General features: G+C 66.3%; 17 protein-coding genes. 11 read left to right on the top strand and 6 right to left on the bottom strand.

Going from position 1 to position 20,938, the window contains the following annotated elements:
* Positions 1 to 31: 31 nt before the first annotated feature.
* Entirely contained in the window at positions 32 to 1,282 is a 1,251-nt protein-coding gene (gene serA / locus ACJ8AT_RS11370; RefSeq protein ID WP_407737702.1) for a phosphoglycerate dehydrogenase, read from the bottom strand.
* Between the two features lie 40 nt (positions 1,283 to 1,322).
* Positions 1,323 to 1,700, bottom strand: a complete 378-nt coding sequence (locus tag ACJ8AT_RS11375) for an STAS/SEC14 domain-containing protein (protein WP_407737703.1) — start codon at positions 1,698 to 1,700, stop codon at positions 1,323 to 1,325.
* A 245-nt stretch (positions 1,701 to 1,945) separates the two neighbouring features.
* On the opposite strand from ACJ8AT_RS11375, the gene ACJ8AT_RS11380 reads away from it, so the two are divergent.
* The 3 genes from ACJ8AT_RS11380 to ACJ8AT_RS11390 all read left to right on the top strand — a co-directional run bounded on the left by ACJ8AT_RS11380 (position 1,946) and on the right by ACJ8AT_RS11390 (position 4,613).
* Positions 1,946 to 2,413 (top strand): pilus assembly protein PilB, encoded by a 468-nt coding sequence (locus ACJ8AT_RS11380; RefSeq protein WP_407737704.1) that lies wholly within the window; start codon positions 1,946 to 1,948, stop codon positions 2,411 to 2,413.
* A gap of 205 nt (positions 2,414 to 2,618) precedes the next feature.
* Positions 2,619 to 3,467: an alpha/beta fold hydrolase gene (locus ACJ8AT_RS11385; RefSeq protein WP_407737705.1), complete on the top strand. Its 849-nt coding sequence runs from the start codon at positions 2,619 to 2,621 to the stop codon at positions 3,465 to 3,467.
* A gap of 234 nt (positions 3,468 to 3,701) precedes the next feature.
* On the top strand, positions 3,702 to 4,613 hold the full coding sequence (locus ACJ8AT_RS11390) for a class I SAM-dependent methyltransferase (RefSeq protein WP_407737706.1): 912 nt from the start codon (positions 3,702 to 3,704) through the stop codon (positions 4,611 to 4,613).
* On the opposite strand, the gene ACJ8AT_RS11395 is transcribed toward ACJ8AT_RS11390, so the two are convergent.
* A complete protein-coding gene (locus ACJ8AT_RS11395) occupies positions 4,585 to 9,597 on the bottom strand; it encodes an ATP-binding protein (RefSeq protein WP_407737707.1) in 5,013 nt (1,670 codons plus the stop codon). The genes ACJ8AT_RS11390 and ACJ8AT_RS11395 overlap by 29 nt on opposite strands.
* Before the next feature lie 390 nt (positions 9,598 to 9,987).
* On the opposite strand from ACJ8AT_RS11395, the gene ACJ8AT_RS11400 reads away from it, so the two are divergent.
* The 6 genes from ACJ8AT_RS11400 to ACJ8AT_RS11425 all read left to right on the top strand — a co-directional run bounded on the left by ACJ8AT_RS11400 (position 9,988) and on the right by ACJ8AT_RS11425 (position 15,718).
* Positions 9,988 to 10,962 (top strand): fumarylacetoacetate hydrolase family protein, encoded by a 975-nt coding sequence (locus tag ACJ8AT_RS11400; RefSeq protein ID WP_407737708.1) that lies wholly within the window; start codon positions 9,988 to 9,990, stop codon positions 10,960 to 10,962.
* Complete coding sequence (gene maiA / locus ACJ8AT_RS11405; protein ID WP_407737709.1) at positions 10,959 to 11,606, top strand: maleylacetoacetate isomerase; 648 nt, start codon at positions 10,959 to 10,961, stop codon at positions 11,604 to 11,606. Before ACJ8AT_RS11400 ends, maiA begins: the two co-directional genes overlap by 4 nt.
* A 29-nt stretch (positions 11,607 to 11,635) precedes the next feature.
* Positions 11,636 to 12,802: a 4-hydroxyphenylpyruvate dioxygenase gene (gene hppD, locus ACJ8AT_RS11410; RefSeq protein ID WP_407737710.1), complete on the top strand. Its 1,167-nt coding sequence runs from the start codon at positions 11,636 to 11,638 to the stop codon at positions 12,800 to 12,802.
* Between the two features lie 3 nt (positions 12,803 to 12,805).
* A complete protein-coding gene (locus tag ACJ8AT_RS11415) occupies positions 12,806 to 13,966 on the top strand; it encodes a homogentisate 1,2-dioxygenase (RefSeq protein ID WP_407737711.1) in 1,161 nt (386 codons plus the stop codon).
* Between the two features lie 48 nt (positions 13,967 to 14,014).
* The gene (locus ACJ8AT_RS11420; RefSeq protein ID WP_407737712.1) at positions 14,015 to 14,887 is read left to right on the top strand and encodes a HEPN domain-containing protein; all 873 of its coding nucleotides are present in this window, start codon (positions 14,015 to 14,017) and stop codon (positions 14,885 to 14,887) included.
* 72 nt (positions 14,888 to 14,959) lie between these two features.
* On the top strand, positions 14,960 to 15,718 hold the full coding sequence (locus tag ACJ8AT_RS11425) for a hypothetical protein (RefSeq protein WP_407737713.1): 759 nt from the start codon (positions 14,960 to 14,962) through the stop codon (positions 15,716 to 15,718).
* Positions 15,719 to 15,790: 72 nt separating this feature from the next.
* Here the strand turns inward: ACJ8AT_RS11425 and ACJ8AT_RS11430 are convergent, their stop codons facing one another.
* Together ACJ8AT_RS11430 and ACJ8AT_RS11435 are read right to left on the bottom strand one after the other, a co-directional pair.
* On the bottom strand, positions 15,791 to 17,590 hold the full coding sequence (locus tag ACJ8AT_RS11430) for a serine/threonine protein kinase (RefSeq protein WP_407737714.1): 1,800 nt from the start codon (positions 17,588 to 17,590) through the stop codon (positions 15,791 to 15,793).
* A 13-nt stretch (positions 17,591 to 17,603) separates the two neighbouring features.
* Positions 17,604 to 18,488, bottom strand: a complete 885-nt coding sequence (locus ACJ8AT_RS11435; RefSeq protein ID WP_407737715.1) for a DUF2381 family protein — start codon at positions 18,486 to 18,488, stop codon at positions 17,604 to 17,606.
* An 88-nt stretch (positions 18,489 to 18,576) separates the two neighbouring features.
* Here ACJ8AT_RS11435 and ACJ8AT_RS11440 point away from each other — a divergent pair, with 88 nt between their 5' ends.
* Both ACJ8AT_RS11440 and ACJ8AT_RS11445 read left to right on the top strand, forming a co-directional pair.
* Positions 18,577 to 19,140, top strand: a complete 564-nt coding sequence (locus ACJ8AT_RS11440; RefSeq protein ID WP_407737716.1) for an imm11 family protein — start codon at positions 18,577 to 18,579, stop codon at positions 19,138 to 19,140.
* A gap of 114 nt (positions 19,141 to 19,254) precedes the next feature.
* Positions 19,255 to 19,818 (top strand): hypothetical protein, encoded by a 564-nt coding sequence (locus ACJ8AT_RS11445; protein WP_407737717.1) that lies wholly within the window; start codon positions 19,255 to 19,257, stop codon positions 19,816 to 19,818.
* A 24-nt stretch (positions 19,819 to 19,842) separates the two neighbouring features.
* Here ACJ8AT_RS11445 and ACJ8AT_RS11450 read toward each other — a convergent pair whose 3' ends face one another.
* A complete protein-coding gene (locus ACJ8AT_RS11450) occupies positions 19,843 to 20,907 on the bottom strand; it encodes a YgfZ/GcvT domain-containing protein (protein ID WP_407737718.1) in 1,065 nt (354 codons plus the stop codon).
* Positions 20,908 to 20,938 lie beyond the last annotated feature (31 nt).

A 20,938-nucleotide genomic window follows, 5' to 3' on the forward strand; every position in this document is an offset into this window, starting at 1 on the left:
GCCCGCTCCGTGAGGGGCGGGCCCGCGTGTCTCAGGACACGATGCGCGTCTTGATGTCCGTCTTCAGCCCCGCGATGGCCTCGCACACGGGCGCGGACACGTCCTGATCCAGATCCATCACCAGGTAGCCGATGTTCGCGTCCGTGCTCAGCACCTGCGCGTGGATGTTGGCGTTCAGGTCCGAGACGATGCGGTTGATGTCGCGCAGCACGCCCGGGGTGTTGCGGTGCACGTTGAGGATGCGGTGCGTGCCGGGGATGAGCGGCACCTCCACCTGGGGGAAGTTCACCGCGCCGGTGGTGGCGCCGGACTTCACGAACTTGATCAGCGAGGTGGCCACCTCACGGCCAATGGACTCCTGGGCCTCCTCGGTGGAGCCGCCGATGTGCGGGGTGAGCACCACGTTGGGCAGGTTCTGCAGCTCGGTCTTGAAGCCGTCGCTGTTGGTCTCCGGCTCCTCCGGGTAGACGTCCACCGCGGCGCCGCCCAGGTGCTTGGACTTCAGCGCCTGCGCCAGCGCGGGGATGTCCACCACCGTGCCCCGGCTGGCGTTGATCAGGCACGCGCCCTTCTTCATCCGCGCCAGCTCCGCCGCGCCGATCATCATGTTCGTGGAGGGGGTGGCCGGCACGTGCAGGGTGACGAAGTCCGACTCGGCCAGCAGCTCGCCCAGCGTGGGCACCGAGCGCGAGTTACCCAGCGGCAGCTTCGTCATGACGTCGTAGTAGAGCACGCGCAGGCCGAGCGACTCGGCCAGCACGCCCAGCTGCGAGCCGATGTGCCCGTAGCCGATGATGCCCAGCGTCTTCCCGCGCACCTCGTGGCTGCCGGTGGCCACCTTGCGCCACTGGCCGGTGTGCACCTCGCGGCTGCGATCGAAGAGCTGGCGCGTCAGCACGATGATCTCCGCGATCACCATCTCCGCCACGCTGCGCGTGTTGCTGAAGGGCGCGTTGAAGCAGGGGATGCCGTGCCGGTTGGTGGCCGTCAGCTCGATCTGGTTGGTGCCAATGCAGAAGGCCCCAATGGCCAGCAGGCTCTCCGCGTGGGCCAGGGAGCTCTCCGGCACGTTCGTCTTGCTGCGGATGCCCAGCAGGTGCACGCCCTTGAGCCGCTCGGCCAGCTCCTCGGGCTTGAGCGCCCCGGCCACCCGCTCCACCACGAAGCCCTCGGCCGTGAGCAGTTGCTCGGCGGACATGTGGATGTTCTCCAGCAGGAGAACGCGCAGGGGGACCTGGTGGCTGATGGGGGCGGACGGGCTGGGGAACCGAGATGTGCTCATGGCGCTCCGCGTTAGATCTCACCCCTGAGACTGTCAAGCCCTACTCGTCGTCTGGGTTCTTCAGCCAATTGAGCGCTTCTTCACGCGCCTCGAAGGTGCGCGCGGGGATGGTGAGCATGGCCTGCTTGGTCATCCGCCAGGCCTGGAGGCCGGAGGCCGCCGTGGAGACGATGCGCGCCGAGCGCTTCATGCCCTTGAGCTGCGCGTAGGCGTTGAGCTTGGCCATCACGGCCACCATGTTGGAGGGCATTACCCGCAGCTGGGACTGATCCACCAGCGCGCTCCAGTCTCCCGCCAGGGCTTCGATCTCCGTTCTCACGCGAGCGAGGTAGTCATCCACATCCGCCTGCGTGGGCTGGGATGGGTAGATGACCTCGAGGATACGATCCGGCTGGTGGACGATGATCTGGAAGGGCATGAGGGCGGTGCTCCCATACCACCTCCGGGCCTCCAGTTCGACCCCTGTCTGTAACTCTTGGAGGCACGGCACGGAAAATCCTTCCGCACTCTGAGGAAGCGCGAGAGCAAACCTGTGAAATGTCTGGCCACGGGTATGGCACGCCAGAAGCAATAGCCCGTCTCGCACTGGCAGGAGTGTTTGTCCGGGGGGATGGCGGCGTGCCCAGGATGCGACTTGGAGAGTGGTTGGTTCACAACGGTGCCTTGACGCCAGGGCAGGTGCAGACCGTGCTGGCGTATCAGGCCCAGTGGAAGTGCAAGTTTGGCGAGGCGGTGCTCAGCCTGAACATCGTGCCGAGGGACGTGTTCCTGCGGCTGCTGGCGGGCCACCTCAACGTGCCGTTCATCCGCTCGGAGCAGATGGACAAGGTGCCGGTCTCCATCATCAAGTCGGTACCGGCCGAGGTGCTCGCCTGTCTGCGCATCTGTCCGCTGCGGCTGCAGACCGGCTCGCGGGGGACGATCACCTTCGCCACGCACCAGCCAGAGAACCTGAAGCTCATTGACGAGGTGACGTTCGCCACGAGCCTCGCCGTGGAGCCCGTGCTCGCGTACGCCGAGGACATCGAGCGCACGCTGCGCCGCCACGGCATCATCGCCGGGCGCCACGTTGAGCCCATCGAGCTGCCCCCCGAAGAGGAGTTTCGGGTGGATCACAGCCGCTACAGCTGAGCCCTGGGGGCAGGGGAGGAGAGGTGGCTTCCACCACACAGCCTGGCAAGCGTGGGGACGGCAGCCTCCCTGCCATACCCAGGCGGAGGATCAGGCGGATGCGTTCCCGCGCGGAGACCCGGTGCCGGTGCAGTTTTGGCACGCGGGAAGCATCAGGCGTGCTCCCGGGGTTCCGCTTCCTGGTTGACTCCCTATCCCAGACACCATGCCCTTCCTGTCCATTCGCGGTGTGCAGCTCTATTACGAGGACACTGGCGGTCCCGGTGAGCCGATCGTCTTCAGCCACGGGTTGCTGTGGAACTCGAACCTCTACTCGCGGCAGATCGAGGCCCTCCGGGGCCAGTATCGCTGCATCGCCTATGATCACCGGGGGCAGGGCCGGAGCACGGCTCCCCCGGGCAAGGGCATTGATCTGCGCACGGTCTACGAAGATGCCGTGGCCTTCATCCAGGCCCTGGGGCTGGCGCCCTGTCACTTCGTGGGCCTGTCCCAGGGCGGCATGGTCGGCCTGCGGGTCGCCGCGCGCCACCCGGAGCTGCTGCGCTCGCTCACCCTGCTGGACACGTCCGCCTGCTCGGAGTCGCTGTGGAATCTCTCCCGTTACTGGGTGCTGACAGCCACCATGCACTGGCTGGGCTTGCGGCCGGTGGTGGATCAGATCATGACCGTCTACTTCGGGCGGACCTTCCTCCACGATCCCGCGCGAGCGGCCGAGCGCGAGGAGCTGCGGCGCCAGCTGTTGAAGAACCCACGGGACGCATGGCGGGCCATGCAGGGGGTGATCACCCGCCGGGGGATTACCGAGGAGCTGCCCCGCATCACCACGCCGACGCTCATCCTGGTGGGCGAGGAGGACGTGGCGACGACGCCGGAGATGGCGGAGCTGCTGCACTCGCGCATCCGCGGCTCGCGGCTGGTGCGGCTGCCTCACGTGGGGCACATGTCCAACCTGGAACAACCGGAGCTGGTGAACCGGGCCATTCGCCGGTTCCTGTCCATGCACGCTCCTGCACAGGAGGACTTCAGTCCCATGGCGGTAGCCGCGCCCCCCTAGCAAACTTCGTGGGTTGTGTCTCCAGGCCTGACGCAGGGCGCCATGTCCACTGGCTGCCGAGGGAGCACCCATTCCATCGAGGGGCCCCCTTGGAATGGCCCAAGGGGGGCTCTCGCGTTGAGGTTGTTGATGCACAACCCCTTTCCTCTTGTACTGAAGACGTCCGATTTCGTCCGTGGCTTGGAGCGGAACGCTCTGGTCTCGCCGGTGTCGGACTGGGCGAGCCAGGGTGAAATGCTCGGTCAAGCGAGCTCCTGGCTGGATGGCATCTACAGACAACTCGCCAATGGAGGAGATGTGCAGGCGGGGATGTTGACCCTGCACCACGGGCTCTTTCATCTCCGCCGCCAATGGAGCCGCAAGGACTGGCGCAAGTTCTGTCTGGAGGCGGCGCGGGTCCACCCGCTGCGCGAATTGCTCCACCAATGCCCCTTTACGCGGCATGGCTACGAGCGGCCGCGCGGCTACGCGGGGGATGCGGCGCTGATTGACTACCTCTACGCGGAGCGGGTGGGGCAGGAGCTGCACACAGGCAGCCACATCTACCGCTTCATGTACCAGCAGCCGAGCCCCCGGAGCGTCCGCGAGCGGCGCGTGCTGCTGGCCAAGGAGATCGACACGGTGGCCTCCCAGGTGCACCAGCCTCGGATCCTCTCCGTGGCCTGTGGGCACCTGCGCGAGGCGGAGCTGTCCCACGCCGTGAAGGAGCACCAGGTGGGCGAGTTCATCGCCTTCGATCAGGACCCGATGAGCCTGGCGGAGGTGGCGCGGCAGCATCCGGAGACGGCCATCCGGCCGGTGTGCGGCTCCGTGCGGGCGCTGCTCACCGGGCGCACCGTGTTCGGGCACCTGGATCTGGCGTACTCCGCGGGCCTGTACGACTACCTGTCCGACAACACGGCCCGGCGGCTGACGCAGCTGCTCTTCGACATGCTGAACCCGGGCGGACGCCTGCTGGTGGCCAACTTCGCCACCTGCCCGGAGGCCGGCTACCTCGAGGCCTTCATGGACTGGTGGCTCATCTACCGAGATGAGGACCAGATGCAGTCGCTGACCTTGGACATCGATCCGCTGCAGCTGGCCTCGTGGCGCATGTTCCGCGACAGCGAGCAGAACGTCATCTACCTGGAGCTGACTCGGCGCTGAGGGGCGGGTCCCCGGCCGGGGGCTGCTCCGGGCCGCGCAGGGGCAGGGTGACGGTGAAGGTGGAGCCCTCTCCGGGGACGCTCTGGACCTCCACCGTCCCCCCGAGCGCCTGGACGATCTCTCGCACCAGCCACAGCCCGATGCCAAAGCCGCCGTAGTGCCGCACGGACACGGCGCGCTCGAAGCGCTCGAAGATGCGCTCGGCGTCCTCCGGGGCGATGCCGATGCCCTCGTCCCGGACCTGGATCCGGGCGTGCGTGGTGTCGCTGTCCACCGTCACCCGGATGCGCTTGCCCGCGCCGTACTTCATCGCGTTGGTGAGCAGGTTGCCCACCACCTGCTCCAGCCGCATCGCATCCCAGTGCCCCATCACGCTGGGGCTGGCGTACAGCTCGACGGGGCACTCCGCCCGTGCCAGCGCCTCGCGCATGCGCTCGATGATGCCGCGGACCAGGGGCACCAGATCCACGTCCTCGAGCTTTCCGAGCAGCTGTCCCTGGGCCACGCGGGAGATGTCCAGCAGCTCGTTGACGAGCCGGCCCAGGCGCTGGGTCTGCATGTTGGCCGACTCCAGCTTGTTGGCCACGCGCTCGGGCGGCAGCGTCTGGGCCGTCTGCCGCACCTGGGACATGAGCCCCTGCAGGTGGAGCTGGAGCGAGGTGAGCGGTGTCTTCAGCTCGTGCGCGGCGATGGAGAGGAAGTCATCGCGGCGGCGCACCGCCTCCTGCTCCTCGAGGTAGAGCCGGCCCCGCTCCTCGGAGAGGGCCGTCATTCGCTCGAAGCCCTCGGCGTTCTCCAGCGCCACGCTGGCCAGGGTGGTGATGAAGCCCGTGAGCTTCTCCTCGTCCTCGCCGAACAGCTCGCCCACCTGGCGGTGGCTGGCGCAGACACAGGCCACCGTCTTGCCGCGCACCTGCAGCGGCGCGCACAGCAGCGAGCGGACGCCGATCATCTCCATGCTGTCGCTCACGCCGCCGGGCATGCCCTGGCCCAGGATCGCCGGGCGTCCCGTCTCCAGCGCCTGGGTGATGGCGGTGCGGCTCACGCCTTCGGCCGAGCGGACATCCTCGGGGAGCACGTCCGCGGGATCCAGCACCACGCAGTGCTCCGCGCGCAGCAGCTCCAGCATGGACTGGCGCACTGCCTCGAACACCGCCTCGCGGGTGAGGGCGGAGGCAATGCGCCGGCCCGCCTCCAGCACCCGGGGGAAGCGATCGGCCAGGGACAGCGTCTCCATCCGCTCGGGAGTGGCCCCGGGGGAGAGCGACTCCTCACCCAGGCCCTGCTCCATCTCCTGGAGCTCGCGCGTGGCTGTCTTGAGATCCTCCGCGGCCTCGGGCCAGCCGAGCTCCTTGCCCACCTCTCCCCGCGCCAGCAGCGTCTGGGCGCGCTCGTAGCGCATCTTCTTTTCCTCGGCCACGCTCAGGCTCTGGTCCAGCCACTTTCGGGCCTGCTTCTTCTGCCCGGCCATGGCCGCCAGCAACCCGCGCTCGCGCAGGGCGTGGGGGAGGTTGTTGCGGTAGGTGCGCGCGACCCGGTGGGCTCGCTCGGCGGTTCGCTCGGCTTCCTTGAGCAGCTCGGCGCGGCGCTCCAGGGCAAACGGGGAGACGTTCTCCAGGCGCTTGCGCAGCGCGGTGGTGAGCCAGCCCGGCACGGGCGCCACGTACTCCGAGCGGAGGTGGGCATGCTCCACCAGCCGCTCGGCCTGCATGAGCGTGGTGACGGCGCCCTCCGCGTCTCCTTCATGGAGCTGGCGGATGGCCTCGGACATGAGGACGCCGGCGCGCGACTGGGGATCGGCGCTGGGGTTGGCCAGCTCCACCTCCAGCAGGCTGCGCGGGAGGCGGCCTCCCGAGGCCTTGCCCCACACCTCCAGCGCGAGCCGCACCGCGTAGCGATCTCCGATGGCCAGCGCCGCCTCGTGGAGCTGCTGGGCGGAGGTCAACGCCTCTCTCAGCCTCCCGAGCTGATAGAGCGCCATGGCCCATTGAAAGTGGGCGTTGTTCACCTCCCAGCGATCCCCGGTCCGCTCCAGGAGGCGGATGGCCTCGCGGCAGCGCTCGATGCACTCCTCGAAGCGGCCAGTGCAGTACATGGCCAGCCCGTAGAAGTGGAGCGACTGGCCCTGGCCCCACACGTCGCCCATCTGCCGACGCATCTCCAGGGACTTGGCCACGTAGTCGATGGCGCGCTGGTACCAGGGCAGCACCGTGGCCACGGGCGAGTGCTCGGAGTAGGCCTGGGCCAGCTCGGGGGTGGGCGGGTAGCGCTCGGCGATGTTCAGCTCGCGCAGGTGCGCCCAGAGCACGGCCATGCGCCCCCGGTGGTACCAGTACCCATAGGCCAGCCGGCTGTAGAGGTGGACGGCGAGCAGATCCTCCTCGCTCGCGCTGTCGTCGAGCGATCTGCGCGCCAGCCAGAGCCGAGGGAGCACGGTGTGCCCGGTCTGCACGGCGAGCTCCCAGAGGGCCCCCACGCCGCGCAGGGCGTTGCTGTCCGGCACCCAGCGCCCGAGCAGCTTGAGCCCCTTCTCGAGCGCCGCGTTGCCCTCGTCTCCCCGGCCGCGCTTGAAGGCCAGCTCCCCGAGCTTCGACCAGATGCGCGCCTGCTCCACGCGCTCCGTGGCCAGGCTCTGGGCAACCTCGAGCTGCTGCTGGGCCTCTTCGTACCGGCCACGCAGCATGAGCACGTCCCCCAGCCCCGCGGCGATGCGGTAACGGGTGTTGGTGTCCGCGCCGTCCGAGCCTCGCTCGGCGATACGGTAGTTGAGCTCCGCCGTCGCCAGGGCGAACTGCTGCCGGGCCCGCGCCGCTGCAACCAACGCGTACGGCAGGGCCTGGGTGTACTCGCCCGCGGCGTCGAAGTGGTAGGCCAGCTCGAAGGGATCCGCCATCGGGCTGCTGGCGATGGTGCGCGCCGTCAGCCGGTGCAGCTCCTTGCGCTCCTCGGGCTTGAGCAGCCCCAGCAGCGCCTCGCGCAGCTTGTCGTGGACGAAGGTGTAGCGGTCCCGGCTGTCCTCCCACAGCATGTGCCGGCGGCGAGGCTCGGCCAGCGCCGCGGCCACCCGCTCGCGGTGCGTCCCCGACAGCGCCGCCACCCGCTCCAGATCGAAGCTCTTGCCCAGCACGGCGCCCACCGAGAGCAGCCGCAGGGACTCGGCCGGCAGGCGCTTGATCCGGCGCACCAGGAACGAGGCCGCCTGGCGCGAGGAGCGCACGTGGGCCATGGCGTCCGGATCCACCTGCCACCCGTCGGGGCCGGGCACCAGCGCGCCGTCCTCCACCAGCCCGTGGAGCACCGCCGAGGCCATGAAGGGGTTGCCCTCGGAGAGCCGGGTCACCAGCTCCGTCGCCTCGGGGGGCAGGGCGCCCGCCATGGACTCCGCCATGCGCGTCACCTCGGCGGCGCCGAACGTGGCCAGGCGCAGGTGGACGCTGGGCTTCAGCCGCCGCAGCATGTGCCCGGTGCCCGCCTCCTCGCTGCGGAAGGACACCACGAGCATGGCGTGCCCCTCGCTCCGGGACGCGGCCTGCTGCCAGTTCTCGATCGCCCGCAGCGTCAGCTCGTCCGCCCACTGGCAATCATCCAGCAGCACCACCGCGGGCTCCGCCTCCGTGCCCAGCGCCCCCAACAGCGAGGTGAGGGCGCGGATGCCGCGGCTCTCGCCGAAAGACTCGGGCCCCAGGCTCTGCTGGGGCGCGGGGCGCAGCACCGGCTCGAGCTGGGGCAGCACGGTGGTCAGCGCCGTGGCCTGATCGCCCAAGCGCTGGCGCAGCAGCTCCGCCAGCGCGGGCTTCTCGCGAGCCGCCGCGGCGATGCTGGTCGCCACCCCGGCGAAGAGCTGGAAGGGGCGCTGCGCGGCCTGATCCAGCGCCTGGCCCTGGAGCACCCAGGCCCGGTGGTGCACGGCGCGCGCGGAGAGCTCCTCCAGCAGCCGGCTCTTGCCGCCCCCGGACTCGGCCTCCACCACCACCAGCCGCCCTGGCTCCGAGCGGGTCCGATCCAGCTCGCGCTCCAGCACCGCCAGCTCCTCGTGGCGGCCCACGAAGGAGGGCTCGGTGAGGCTGCGGCGCTGATCATGCGCGCCGGTGACGAGCTCCGGCTCCGCCTCGCCATGCGAGAGCGCTTCGTCCAGGGCGCGCAGATCGGCGAGCGCGGACTCGGCGGACTGGTAGCGATCCGTCGGATCCGTCTGCAGCAGCCGGCCCACCAGCTCCTCCAGCGCGCGAGGCACCTCCACGCCGCCGCTGCGCAGCTTGGGCCGCGCCGCCAGGTGCTGCCGCAGCACTTCGCCCACGGAGGTTCCATCGAACGCGGGGCGGCCCGAGAGCGCCTCGAAGAGCACGATGCCCACCGAGTACAGATCCGATGTGGTCTCCACCGAACGGTTGAGCAGCCCTGCCTGCTCCGGCGAGAGGTAGCGCGCGGTCCCCACCGGCAGATCCCTCAGCGAGGGATCCAACCGTTCGCTGCGGGACAGGCCAAAGTCCACCAGCGTGGCGCGCTCCAGCGGGTGGCCCTCGATGATGATGTTGGAGGGCTTCACGTCCCGGTGGAGCACGCCGTGGCGGTGCGCCTCCGCCAGCGCGGCCAGCACGCACTGTCCCAGGGTGAGCACTTCCGCCAGCGTGAGGCTGCCGTGCGTGAGCCGCTCCTCGAGCGTCTCTCCGGGGATGTAAGGCGTCACCACATAGAGGAGATCGCCCGACACGCCCAGGTGGAGGAGAGGCGCGAGGAAGCTGCTCCGCAGCTCCGCCAGCACCGAGGCCTCGTGCTCCAGCCGCTGGCGCGCCGTAGGGGCCATGGTGCTGGTGAGTGTCACCTTGGTGACGACCCGGCTCCCGGTCCGCAGGTCGCTCCCCAGCCAGGTCGAAATCCCCCGTCCCGCCTTCATTCGCTGAAGCAGTTCGAAGCGATTGCCCAGCCGTCTTCCAGGGAGCGGTTCTCCAGGAGCGGCGCTGGCCTGTGGAAAGCCGTCTGCCATTCGTACCCTCGCCCTCCCAGCGCATTGCGTTGGCAATGCGGTCGGCTTTGCGTCGTCCCTGCGACAAGCTTGGTGCCGGGGCGGTCTATGCCAAGGGGTCACCGGCGATCGATGCGAGCCGTCGTCCTGGCTTTCAACAAAGATGAATGGGATCCATCCCACTTGGACGCATGGCCGACCCTGATGGCTCGGAGACCAGCCAGGCGTGCACGATGACGCACTGCGCACTGCCCTCAGGAGCACGTCTTGAGGTTGCGCTTCTGGCAGCGACAACACGCACGCGAGGTATTCCGCCTTCGTGTTGCTTGACACTCCAGAGCCCAGAGCCCAAAAGCCCGGCGCAAGGCGGCGGCCTGGCAGTTCCTCTCTCGGCCGCCCGGGAGCCTGGGATTGAAGCTCGCCACCCTGAAGGACGGGACTCGCGACGGACGGCTGATCGTCGTCAACCGCGACAGCTCCGCGTATGCGCTGGCCACCCCCGTGGCCCTCACCCTCCAGGCCGCGCTGGATGACTGGGCGCGGGCGGAGCCTCAGCTGCGCACGCTGGCGGATCAGCTCGAGGCCGGCGCCGTGCAGAGCCGCCCGCTGGATGTGAACGCGCTGCTGGCCCCGCTGCCTCGCGCCTACGAGTGGGTGGACGGCAGCGCCTTCCTCAACCACGTCATCCTCGTGCGCAAGGCGCGCAACGCCGAGCCGCCGGCCACGCTGAAGACGGATCCGCTCGTCTACCAAGGCGGCTCGGGCGAGTTCCTGGCGCCCACGGCGGACATCCCCCTGGGTGACGAGGCGTGGGGCCTGGACTTCGAGAGCGAGGTCTGCGTCATCCTCGGAGACACGCCGCAGGGCACGAAGGCCGCCGAGGCGGGCAAGCACATCCGGCTGCTGATGCTGTGCAATGACGTGTCGCTGCGCAACCTCATCCCCGACGAGCTGGCCAAGGGCTTCGGCTTCTTCCAGAGCAAGCCCGCCACGGCGTTCAGCCCCTTCGCGCTCACGCCGGATGAGCTGGGGCCGGCCTGGAGAGAGGGGCGCCTGCATATGCGCGTGCGCTCCACGCTCAACGGCCAGCTGGTGGGCGACACGGAGGCGGGCGAGATGCACTTCTCCTTCCCCGAGCTCATCCAGCACATCTCCAAGACGCGCGGCTTCACCGCGGGGACCATCCTGGGCAGCGGCACCGTGTCCAATGAGGATCGGGCTCGCGGCATCTCCTGCCTCGCCGAGCGGCGGATGATCGAGACCATCGAGGAGGGCAAGCCGAAGACGCCCTTCATGAAGCCGGGCGACACCATCCAGATCGAGGTGCTGGATGCGGCGGGCAAGAGCCTCTTTGGCCGGATCTCCCAGAAGGTGGTGAAGCGATGAAGCTGTACAGCTACTGGCGCTCCTCGTGTTCGTGGCGCGTTCGCATCGCGCTGAACCTCAAGGGGCTGGCGTACACCTACGAGGCCGTGCACCTGCTGAAGGACGGCGGGCAGCAGCACTCGGAGGCCTACCGCGCCCTCAACCCCATGCGCACCGTGCCCACCCTGGAGTGGGAAGAGGGAGGGGTGGTGCGACGGCTCTCCCAGTCGGTCGCCATCCTCGAGTACCTGGAGGAGCGCTACCGCACGCCCGCGCTGCTGCCGGCCGAGCCGCTGCTGCGCGCCCGGACCCGGATGTTGTCCGAGATGGTGAACTCGGGGATTCAACCCCTGCAGAACCTCTCCGTGCTCCAGTTCGTGAAGCACGAGCTCAAGGGCGACGACAAGGTCTTCGCGGCGCACTGGAACGCTCGGGGCCTGGCGGCGCTGGAGGCCGCGGTGAAGGAGACGGCGGGCACCTATTGCGTGGGGGACGCAGTGTCTTTCGCGGACATCTTCCTGGTGCCCCAACTCTACGGTGCTCGGCGTTATGGAGTAGACCTGACGCCGTACCCCACGCTCACGCGCATCGAAGCCGCGTGCGACAAGCTTCCCGCCTTCCAGGCGGCCCACCCCGACCGGCAGCCCGACGCGGCGCTGGCCTGATGTTTCACGAGCCTTAGAAGGAGTCGACCATGGCCAACAAGATCGAATCGCTGGGCATCAAGATGATCGAGAGCGTGCACTGGTACGTGCACGATCTGGATCGCAGCCGCCGCTTCTACACGCAGGCGCTGGACTTCGCCGAGCTGGGCGTGTCCTCGCCGGAGCTGGAGAAGGCGGGCAAGCAGAAGTCGGCCGTCTTCCAGGCGGGGGACGTGCTCCTGATCGTCAGCCAGCCGGTGGGCGAGGGCGGGCGCGCGTGGCGCTTCCTGCGCAAGCACCCGGACGGAGTGGGCACCATCAACTACGAGGTGGAGGACGTCGAGAAGGCCTTCCGGCTGCTCGAGAAGCGGGATGCCACCTTCATCACGGACATCCAGCGCTTCACCGATGAGCAGGGCGGCAAGCTGGCGATGTTCTCCATCACCACGCCGTTCGGTGACACCACCTTCCGCTTCATCCAGCGCGATGGCTACCGCGCGCTGTACCCGGGCTTCCAGGCGCACCCCACGCCTCAGGGCGGGAAGAACCGCTTCGGCTTTGGCCGGATCGATCACCTCACCAGCAACTTCCAGACGATGAAGCCCATGATCCTCTGGATGGAGCACGTGATGGGCTTCGAGTCGTTCTGGGGCATCCAGTTCCACACCGAGGATGTGGCCGGGAAGAAGATGCTGGGCCACGGCTCGGGTCTGCGCTCCACGGTGGTGTGGGATCCGAACAGCCAGGTGAAGTTCGCCAACAACGAGCCGCTGCGGCCCTTCTTCAAGTCCTCGCAGATCAACATCTTCAACGAGGATCACCGCGGCGACGGCGTGCAGCACCTGGCGCTCACCGTGAACGACATCATCAGCACGGTGAAGGCCATGCGCGAGAGCTCGGGCATCCAGTTCATGCCCACGCCGGGCTCCTATTACGACGCGCTGCCCGAGCGCATCGAGCGCATGGGCATCAAGAAGATCGACGAGGACATCCAGGCGCTGCGCAACCTGGAGATCCTCATCGACGGCGACAAGGAGCATAAGTACCTGCTGCAGATCTTCATGAAGGACGCGGCCAGCCTCTACAAGGATCCGAACGCGGGGCCGTTCTTCTACGAGATCATCCAGCGCAAGGGAGACCAGGGCTTCGGCGGCGGAAACTTCCGCGCGCTCTTCGAGAGCATCGAGCGCCAGCAGAAGGCAGAAGGGCGGATCTAGGCCATGTTCGAGCGTCGCGTCGTCGGGAAGGTGCCCCGCAAGCACCACATCCAGCTGAGGGATGAGAAGGGCACCTTGATGTACGAGGAGTGCATCACCCGCGACGGGTTCGAGGGGCCCTACACCATTGCCTACCACCAGAAGGCTCCGCACACGCAGGGCCTGTCGGAGGTGGGGCACGGGTGGAAGACGCCGGAGCCCGTGACGGGACGGCCCCTGGCCAAGCGGCACTACAAGACGCAGGAGCTCCAGCGCGTGGGGGGCCCGCCCATCGATGCGCGGGTGCCGCTGCTCTTCAACGCCGACGTGACGCTCGGAGTGCTGCACCCCACTGAGCCTGATCCCGTCTACTTCACCAACGCGGACGGGGATGATCTGTTCTACATCCACGAGGGCAGCGGGGTGCTGCGCTCGCCGCTCGGGGACCTGCGCTTCACGGCGCAGGACTACGTCTTCGTCCCGCACGGGCTGGCGCACCGCTTCATCCCGGACAAGGGCGTGGCGCAGTACTGGCTCTCCATCGAGTGCAAGGGCGGGCTGCACCTGCCTCGGCAGTGGCGCAACGACGTGGGGCAGCTGCGCATGGACGCGCCCTACAGCCACCGGGACTTCAAGGCGGTGGAGTTCACCGGGCCGCAGGACGAGGGGATCCGCGAGCTGGTGGTGAAGCGCGGGGACACGTTCCACGGGTTCCGCTACCAGAGCTCGCCGCTGGACGTGGTGGGCTGGGACGGGACGGTGTACCCGTGGGTGTTCCCCATCCTGAACTTCCAGCCGAGAGCGGGCCTGGTGCACCTGCCGCCCACGTGGCACGGCACCTTTGCTTCGCGGGGAGCGCTGATCTGCTCGTTCGTGCCGCGCGTGGTGGACTTCCACCCGGAGGCCATCCCGTGCCCGTACCCGCACAGCTCGGTGGACTGCGACGAGTTCCTCTTCTACTGCAAGGGCAACTTCACCAGCCGGCGCGGCGTGGGGCCGGGCAGTGTGAGCCACCACCCGGCGGGCGTGGCGCACGGGCCGCACCCCGGAGCGTATGAGGCGAGCATCGGCCACAAGACGACGGACGAGCTGGCGGTGATGCTCGATACGACGCTGCCGCTGCACCCGACGGGGGCGGCGCTCTCAGTCGAGGATCCGAATTACCAGAACAGCTTCATCCCGTAGTCATCGCCTTTTGATGCTCAATCCATGAGCATTGTGGATGCATAGATTATGCAGATTAAGAATGTCAGAATCGCTGGTAGCGGTGGGCCGGTAAGAACGATATCGCTTAATTTTGAATTAAGATGGTATATGCGTCCGGCTATAGTTGTGGTGACAGAAGCGACGCTGAGGTGCGCAGACCAGCTTGTCGCCATGCCCTTTCAGCTCCCCGACTTCCCATATGTATTCAAAAAGGAAGACGAAACCATTGGGCGAATGGCTGTTGTTCAATTGTCTGATGCATCTATCAGGTTCATTGAGGAGCAAAGAGCGCAAAGAAAAGGCAATGACGTAGTTCTTAAAGTGGAAGTCAAATACCGTTACCGGGATGTTGACCCGCAAAAGCCCTCCCCTGCTCTAGAGTACGTCGACCTTTTTACATCCAGTAACTTTAATACCACCGATTTCACGCCGATCATTCCTCGATCTGAATGGGTAAGGATTCTGCAGTTTCTCGGCTGGAATGAGACGGAGTTCTTCGAAGTCAACATCAAAGGTTTTCGAGGAGATCCTCATCTAGAGGATGCGATCGAAAAACTCCAAGAGGCAGATACCCTTTTTCGTGAAGGGGAATATGATGCGACTCTTTCTGCTTGCCAGCAATCACTTGCTGCTCTGGAATCAGTACGAATCGCTGGGACACAAGTGCCCGGTGTAGACGCCATTCTGGCTCGGTGCTTCCGCGATGAGTCCAAGCGCGAGCATGTCAAGTCGACCATTGAAGCCACTCGCCTGTTGTGCGGACTGGGCGCAAAAGAAACGTATCCAGCCCAGTCTTTTTCCCGAGCAGAGGTTGAATATTGCCTAAGTACGACTTTGGGCATCTTTGCGCTGCTCGGTCATCGGTTGGCGGAAGGGACCGGCTTGAAGATAACGGAGTGAGTTTAAAAGATGCATGCCCACCCAGATGATCTACGTCAGATTTTGGCAATTCGGCAGGTGCCTAATTCAGCCTTGCGTCAGAGCGAGTTTGGTGCGCTCGATGCCTTCGTGCGCGTGTGTGAGTTGCTCGAGCCACAATTAGTCTGGCCAAAGAATGATGCCCGTGTGAGGTGGCTCACTGGCTTGTCTCATGCCAAGTTCTATCTTACTAACTGGGGGACAGTCGGTCCTATACCGTCTGATAAGTATCCCCAGCTTGAATTTGTCGTTGTAGACGAACTCGCTAGGTTGGCCCAACGCTATTGGAGGGCACCTACCGAAGGCCCGGTTAGGCAACTCCCCTTTCTGCTGAACCCTGAGCTTCGTGCAATTGTGGAGAGGGATTTGGCATCTCTCAGTGCCGCGCGCAAGGCTGATGAAGTAAAGGTTGCGCTGGTGCTTGCAGGGTCCATTGTTGAGGCAACACTGCTTGATGTGCTTGAGCGGAATCTTCAGGAATCTGAAGCGGCGGCTCGAAGAGTGATGCAAACTCCAGGTAATCGGTGGGGGCGGTTCGATCCAACAGATGTATCTGAGTGGAAGTTCTTCCAGCAGATCGCTATCTGCGGGCCAATTGGATTGGGCGTTCTTAGTGCCAAGACGGAGAAGATTGCTCAAGAAGTGCGCGACTGGAGAAACTTTGTGCATCCTGGCAAGGAGCGTGACGAGTCGCGCCAAGCCCCAATTCGCCCTTCGGATGCAGCGGTATCAGATGCGCTCGTTGAGAAGGTTCTCGATGAAGTCGAGGCATGGACACGAAAAGGCCAGCCTGTGGTGCCGCCCAGCCCGTGAATCTCTTGGACTCAGAGGAGTGACGCCACAAGTTTCTTCATTGGAGATGCGCTTTCGATAGACGCGCTCCACTCACGGCCACATTCGGACGGCCTGAGCAAGATTCTCTCGCGGCAGGCGCGCCTCGCCGGGCTTTGAGCCTTCATCCTTGCGGATAAGTCCAGTCTGGTCCCCCAGAATGATGCACACTGGGATGCGATGCCCATCCGGCAGGAGAGCGCTGGTGTAGCGAGCGTAGACGGCCTCGTCTCCTTCCTTGAGAAGTCCCTTTGTCCAGAGTTGCCCGTAGAGCAGGGTGCCATCGGGCAGGGGCCCCGTAAACGGGTACTTCACCACCCGGCCCACGATGGGCCCTGAGTGGTAGACCCCTCGTTCCGTCGGTTTGCCGGGTTGGTTGATGTCGATGATGACTTGGTAGCTTCTTTTGAGGAGGTTCATCTCCTCCATGTTCCGGACAGCCTCCTGGGGGCAGTCTTCCGGCAGGGGCCGCACCTGGGCTGCGGTGCAGCCCACGCTGAAAGTAGTGCACAGCCATGCGGCGATGGCCCTGGTGGGCCGGGAGTTGCTGAAGGTGGACACGAGCGAACTTCCTTTCTCAGAAGCAATGGTGGAGGTCGGGGCCGGAGCGAGCCACACCTGCCAGGCAGTGAAGAGGATCAGGACCAGCAGGAGCAAGCTCGCAGCGAGCGCGATTCTCCACCATGTCTTCTTGCGGCGGGCGGCCTTCTGCTCGGAGAGGAGCAACTGTTCCTGGATTCCCTGGGTGAGGAAGGAGAGGTGCTCCAGCGCCTCCTGGTGAGAAAGCTCTTCTGCTTCCTGCTCGCGGGCCTCCTTGGCTTTGCGCTCGGCTTCCTGCTTCTGGAGGCGGCGCTCCTCCACCTCATCCTGAGTCACGGGGGCCGGGCCCTCCGCAGATAGCTCGAGTGGCACCTTCCAGGTCAGCTTGGAGCGCTCCTTGGCCGCATCCCACAGGGCCTGAAGCAGGGCCTCGGCACTCTCGAAACGGTCTTCCGGCCGCTTCTCGAGCAGTCGCAGGGCGATGCGGCTGAGCGACTCGGGTACTTCCGGGTTGATGCGGTGAGGAGCGCGGGGGATGACGTTCTCGATGGCCACCAGCAGCTCGTCCTGCGTCAGTCGCGGATCGAAGGGCCAGCCATCCGCGAGTGCTTCGTAGATGAAGACGCCGAGCTGGTAGAGGTCGCCCGCCTGCGTCGCGTCGAACCGGGCGCCCTGCTTCCAGGAGCCCTCTCGGATGAAGGCGATGCACTCGGGTGGCAGGGCATAGGGAGTCCCAGGTGCCAGGCCCACCGTGAGGGTGGAGCCGCCCGGCAGCCACGCACTGCCCAGGTCCACGAGCACCGGCTTGTTGTCCGTAGGGTCGATGATGACGTGCTGGCTCTTGAAGTCCCGGATGAGGATGCCGCGGCTGTGCAGCTTGGCCACCACGCGCACCACGTCGATGAAGATGTCTACGAGCAGGGTAGCAGTGGGGCGGGTCTTCTCGCGCCACGCGTGGAAGGGCTCGCCGGGCACGTAATCCGTGACGATGTAGAGGTAGCCCTTGGTGGGGTGCGGCCACCTGTCTATGGCGCGTAGGTGAGGCAGGCCCGGCTGGCTGGCGTTGGCCATGAGGATGGCGGCCTCGTGGCGCATGCGCCCATCCACTTGCCGCTCCTCCAAGTCCTTCTCGGGAGTCTCCTGGGGTAGCTCAGGAGCCGGCCGTACAGCCATCTTGAGCGTGAAGAAATCCCCGTCGCGCTCGGCTTTGAAGGTACGGCCGAAGTTGCCGCTGCCCAGCGACTCGACAATCCGCCAGGGGCCCACCATGTCCCTCGGCTTGAGGTGGTCGGGGTGAAAGGCGTTCGACGTCATGGGCAGTGGCTTCCTATTGGGTCTCAAGGGTGAAGGACAGGCGGCGCTGGCCGCTGGCATCCATGAGTTCCACGCTGAATGGCTTGCTGGCTATCCAGGGTGGCTCCTTCGTCTCCACTACCAGCAGGCCCTGCTCACCAGGAGCCAGTTCCTCCGGCCTCATCTGCACCGAGAGAACCCTCACCGGCGCACCTCGTGAACTCGTGAGGTGGGCTTGCCCGGGAGCCCAAGGCTTCTGGCTTGGCAGGTTGTGCAACTGGATGGCCACCAGCGTCGAGGACGTACCCTCGTAGCCAACGCCTCGTTGCGCTTCCAGGCCACTGGACTCTGCGGCGGATGCCTTGGCGACTAAAACTACTGGGTGCATTTTCTCAGTGAGCCACTCAGAGAAGACGATCCCGGCAGGACCGTTCCCCGCGCATCGGGCCTTGAGTCCCTCCAGTTCAGCTTCCTTCTGGGAGAGGGCCGCGAGCAAAGCCTCAGGGGTGTTTGCCCGTCGATCCACCTCCACCTTCCCGTCCATCACGTCCGCCTTGGAGACGACGGCGATGACGGCCTTCGCGGGCAGCGCCCTGTCCTTGAAGCCGACCTGCATGATGAGCCTCTCGCCGGGACCGAGATCTGCGAAGGGCTCCAGGGCGAGAATGCGGTCACCGACGTCCACCCACTTGAAGCGGGTACGGTCCACGATGAGGCTGTCGCGGTCCAGGGGGCCATTGAACGCCGCCATGGTGAGGTTGTTCGCGGCCACATACAGCTCGAGCATGGGCTCGGTAGGAGTGGTAGGCAGCGCGGCGCGCCGGTCTTGGCGCTGGCGGACAGGGAGTTGGGGCTGGGCAGCGACCGTGCTTGCCACCAGCAGTGGGGCGAGGAGCAGCCACTTCGTGGGTAGTACCAAGGAAGTAGAACCTCCGAGGTTGGTACCATACCATAAGAGCATCGCTCGCGGAGTGTCCGCGAAGTCTTTGGAACATAGTCACTGCCCTATGACCCAGCGCTTCTTCGATCTAGCCGACGACGTCTACATCCCCCACCGCTGGCACCTGGATACTCCAATCGACAGCCAGGGCCAGCGGGTGCACGACTGGGACTTCAAGCGAGGAACGCCCGTGCACGTGGAGGGGCGGCTAAAAATTCCCATCGAGATTGCGGGCAGGCCGCTGGACTTCACCGAGGCGGGAATCCGGATCCCCGTCGTCCACGTCAAGGTGGCCTCCATGTTGGCAGAGCGGGCTCGTGGTGATGTGCAACTGATCCCCGCAGACATTGAGGGCCAACCGGATCAATACCTCGTCCTTGTGGCAACGCGCCTCATCCGCTGCATCGACGAGAAGGCATCTAGAATTCTGCTCTGGACCCATGAGGATGGAGAGCCGGACAGGGTTGGCCAATACCGGGATGTTCGGGACATGCGCATCGATAGGGCCAAGGTGGGCAGCGCAAAGGTGTTTCGTCCCGAGGGCTGGGAGGTCGCCCTTATCGTCTCCGAGGAGATCAAGGACGCCTTGGAACGCATGGGCGCCACGGGAACAAGATTTACAGAGGTCTAATGAAGCAGGCAGGGGGGAAGGCCTCTGCCTGTCTCCCTTCGCGAGCGGGCATTGCCGCGTGATTCCCCGGGTTCGAAGGGCCACGGCCTTTCCACTCCGAGGAGACACCGGCACATGAAGATCATCGCGACGCTCACCTGCCTGTTGGGTCTGCTGGGAGCCATCCCAGCCCATGCCGCAGAGACGGACATCCTCGGCAGGGAGGTCCCCATCGGGCAGGGGAGGCCGGCGGTGGTGCTGTACGCCAACCGTGGCAACCGCGATGAGCTACGGGGCACGGCCTACGACTTCATCTATGGGCTGCGCGCGGCGCGCCCGATCATCGTGGTTCACGTGGACCTGCGTGACGTCCCCGGGCTCTTCAAGGGGCTGGCGCGCAAGGAGATCGCCAAGAGCTACCGCTCGTCGCTCGAGCAGATGCAGAAGTTGTTCAGCGACAAGGGCGAGCAGCCGCCAGCCGATCTCCAGTCGTCGTTCTTCATGGTGGCAGACTCCCAGGGCGAATCACACCAGGCGCTGGGCCTGAAAAAGGGCTTCGACACTGTCGTCGCCCAGGCGGTGAGCGCCTCGGGCCAGGAGCTGGCTCGCGGGCCGTTCCCCCAGGCGGCCAATGCGATTGGCCGGGCCATCGGAGCGGCCACGGGTATCTCTCCCACGCAGCTAGCCGGCGTGCGCTGAGCCCGCGGAACCGCGCGGGAGGCGTCAGGCGAAGGGCAGGGGAGCCACCTTCACCGTGGGCCCCTCGGCCAGCGTCAGCTCCGTGCCGGGCTCCAGGTGGTCACGGTGCACGTAGGCCAGCGCCACCCGCTGCCCCTGCGCCGGCGAGCGCACCACGCTGGTAATCCAGCCCACCTTCTTCTCGCCCTTGCGCAGCTCGGTGCCGGGCGCCGCCTCCACCTCTCCCAGCAGCAGGCCCGCCAGCTTGCGGTTCATGTGGCCTCGGAAGGTGGCGCGGGCAATCACCTCCTGCCCGATGTAGCAGCCCTTGTTGTACGAGATGGCGTGCGTGAGGTTGGCCTCCAGCGGGATGGTGGTGTCCACCATGTCCTGCCCGTAGCGCGGCACCCCCGCCTCCACCCGGAGCAGCTCCAGCGCCTGGAAGCCCAGCGGCTTCAGCCCTTGCGCTCCTCCGGCCTGGACGAGCGCCTTCCACACCCCCTCCAGCGCCCCTCGCGGCACCAGCAGATCCACCCCGTGCTTCTCGAAGCTCGCGTGTCCCACGAGCAGCACCTGCGCCCCCGCCAGTGAGACTCCCCGGGAAGCGTTGGGCGCCAGGGGCTCGAAAGCGCTCCCGAGCGCCGTGCCCAGCACCTCCGCCGTCCGGGGGCCGAGCAGCCTCAGCAGGCCCCACTCGCTCGAGACATCATGGATCTCGGCGTCCTCGGAGATGAGGTACTTCTCCAGGAACTCCTTGACCTTGGCGCCCATCCCCGGCTCCACGTCCAGCAGCAGATCCGCCTCGCGCTTGAGGAGCCGGGCGTCCGCCACCATGGCGCCCTTGGCCGTGACCATCGCCGTGTAGGCCGCCGCGCCAGGGGGCAGGCCGTTCACCTCCTGCGTCACCATGCCGTGCAGGAAGCTGGCCCGGTCCTCCCCCGTTATCCGGAGCGTCTCGCGGTAGGAGGCATCATGCAGCGCCACGGCCTCTCGTGCCGCTCGATACTCGGCCTCCAAATCTCCATAATCGGCCGCCACCTCACGGCCACCCACCACCGAGAAGCGGGCGCCCGCCTGCTCGTGAAGAAAATGAAGCGTCAGCGGTTCCATGCCCGTCGCTATATAGACGCCCCAGAGGGAA

Origin of the sequence: Hyalangium sp., assembly GCF_045802625.1 — a bacterium.
GTDB lineage: Bacteria > Myxococcota > Myxococcia > Myxococcales > Myxococcaceae > Hyalangium.

Excerpts from the sequence above, each read along its gene's own strand:
- serA (WP_407737702.1), bottom strand. The coding sequence starts at position 1,282 with ATGAGCACATCTCGGTTCCCCAGCCCGTCCGCCCCCATCAGCCACCAG.
- ACJ8AT_RS11375 (WP_407737703.1), bottom strand. The coding sequence starts at position 1,700 with ATGCCCTTCCAGATCATCGTCCACCAGCCGGATCGTATCCTCGAGGTC.
- ACJ8AT_RS11385 (WP_407737705.1), top strand. The coding sequence starts at position 2,619 with ATGCCCTTCCTGTCCATTCGCGGTGTGCAGCTCTATTACGAGGACACT.
- ACJ8AT_RS11390 (WP_407737706.1), top strand. The coding sequence starts at position 3,702 with ATGCTCGGTCAAGCGAGCTCCTGGCTGGATGGCATCTACAGACAACTC.
- ACJ8AT_RS11395 (WP_407737707.1), bottom strand. The coding sequence starts at position 9,597 with ATGGCAGACGGCTTTCCACAGGCCAGCGCCGCTCCTGGAGAACCGCTC.
- maiA (WP_407737709.1), top strand. The coding sequence starts at position 10,959 with ATGAAGCTGTACAGCTACTGGCGCTCCTCGTGTTCGTGGCGCGTTCGC.
- hppD (WP_407737710.1), top strand. The coding sequence starts at position 11,636 with ATGGCCAACAAGATCGAATCGCTGGGCATCAAGATGATCGAGAGCGTG.
- ACJ8AT_RS11415 (WP_407737711.1), top strand. The coding sequence starts at position 12,806 with ATGTTCGAGCGTCGCGTCGTCGGGAAGGTGCCCCGCAAGCACCACATC.
- ACJ8AT_RS11420 (WP_407737712.1), top strand. The coding sequence starts at position 14,015 with ATGCAGATTAAGAATGTCAGAATCGCTGGTAGCGGTGGGCCGGTAAGA.
- ACJ8AT_RS11430 (WP_407737714.1), bottom strand. The coding sequence starts at position 17,590 with ATGACGTCGAACGCCTTTCACCCCGACCACCTCAAGCCGAGGGACATG.
- ACJ8AT_RS11440 (WP_407737716.1), top strand. The coding sequence starts at position 18,577 with ATGACCCAGCGCTTCTTCGATCTAGCCGACGACGTCTACATCCCCCAC.
- ACJ8AT_RS11445 (WP_407737717.1), top strand. The coding sequence starts at position 19,255 with ATGAAGATCATCGCGACGCTCACCTGCCTGTTGGGTCTGCTGGGAGCC.
- ACJ8AT_RS11450 (WP_407737718.1), bottom strand. The coding sequence starts at position 20,907 with ATGGAACCGCTGACGCTTCATTTTCTTCACGAGCAGGCGGGCGCCCGC.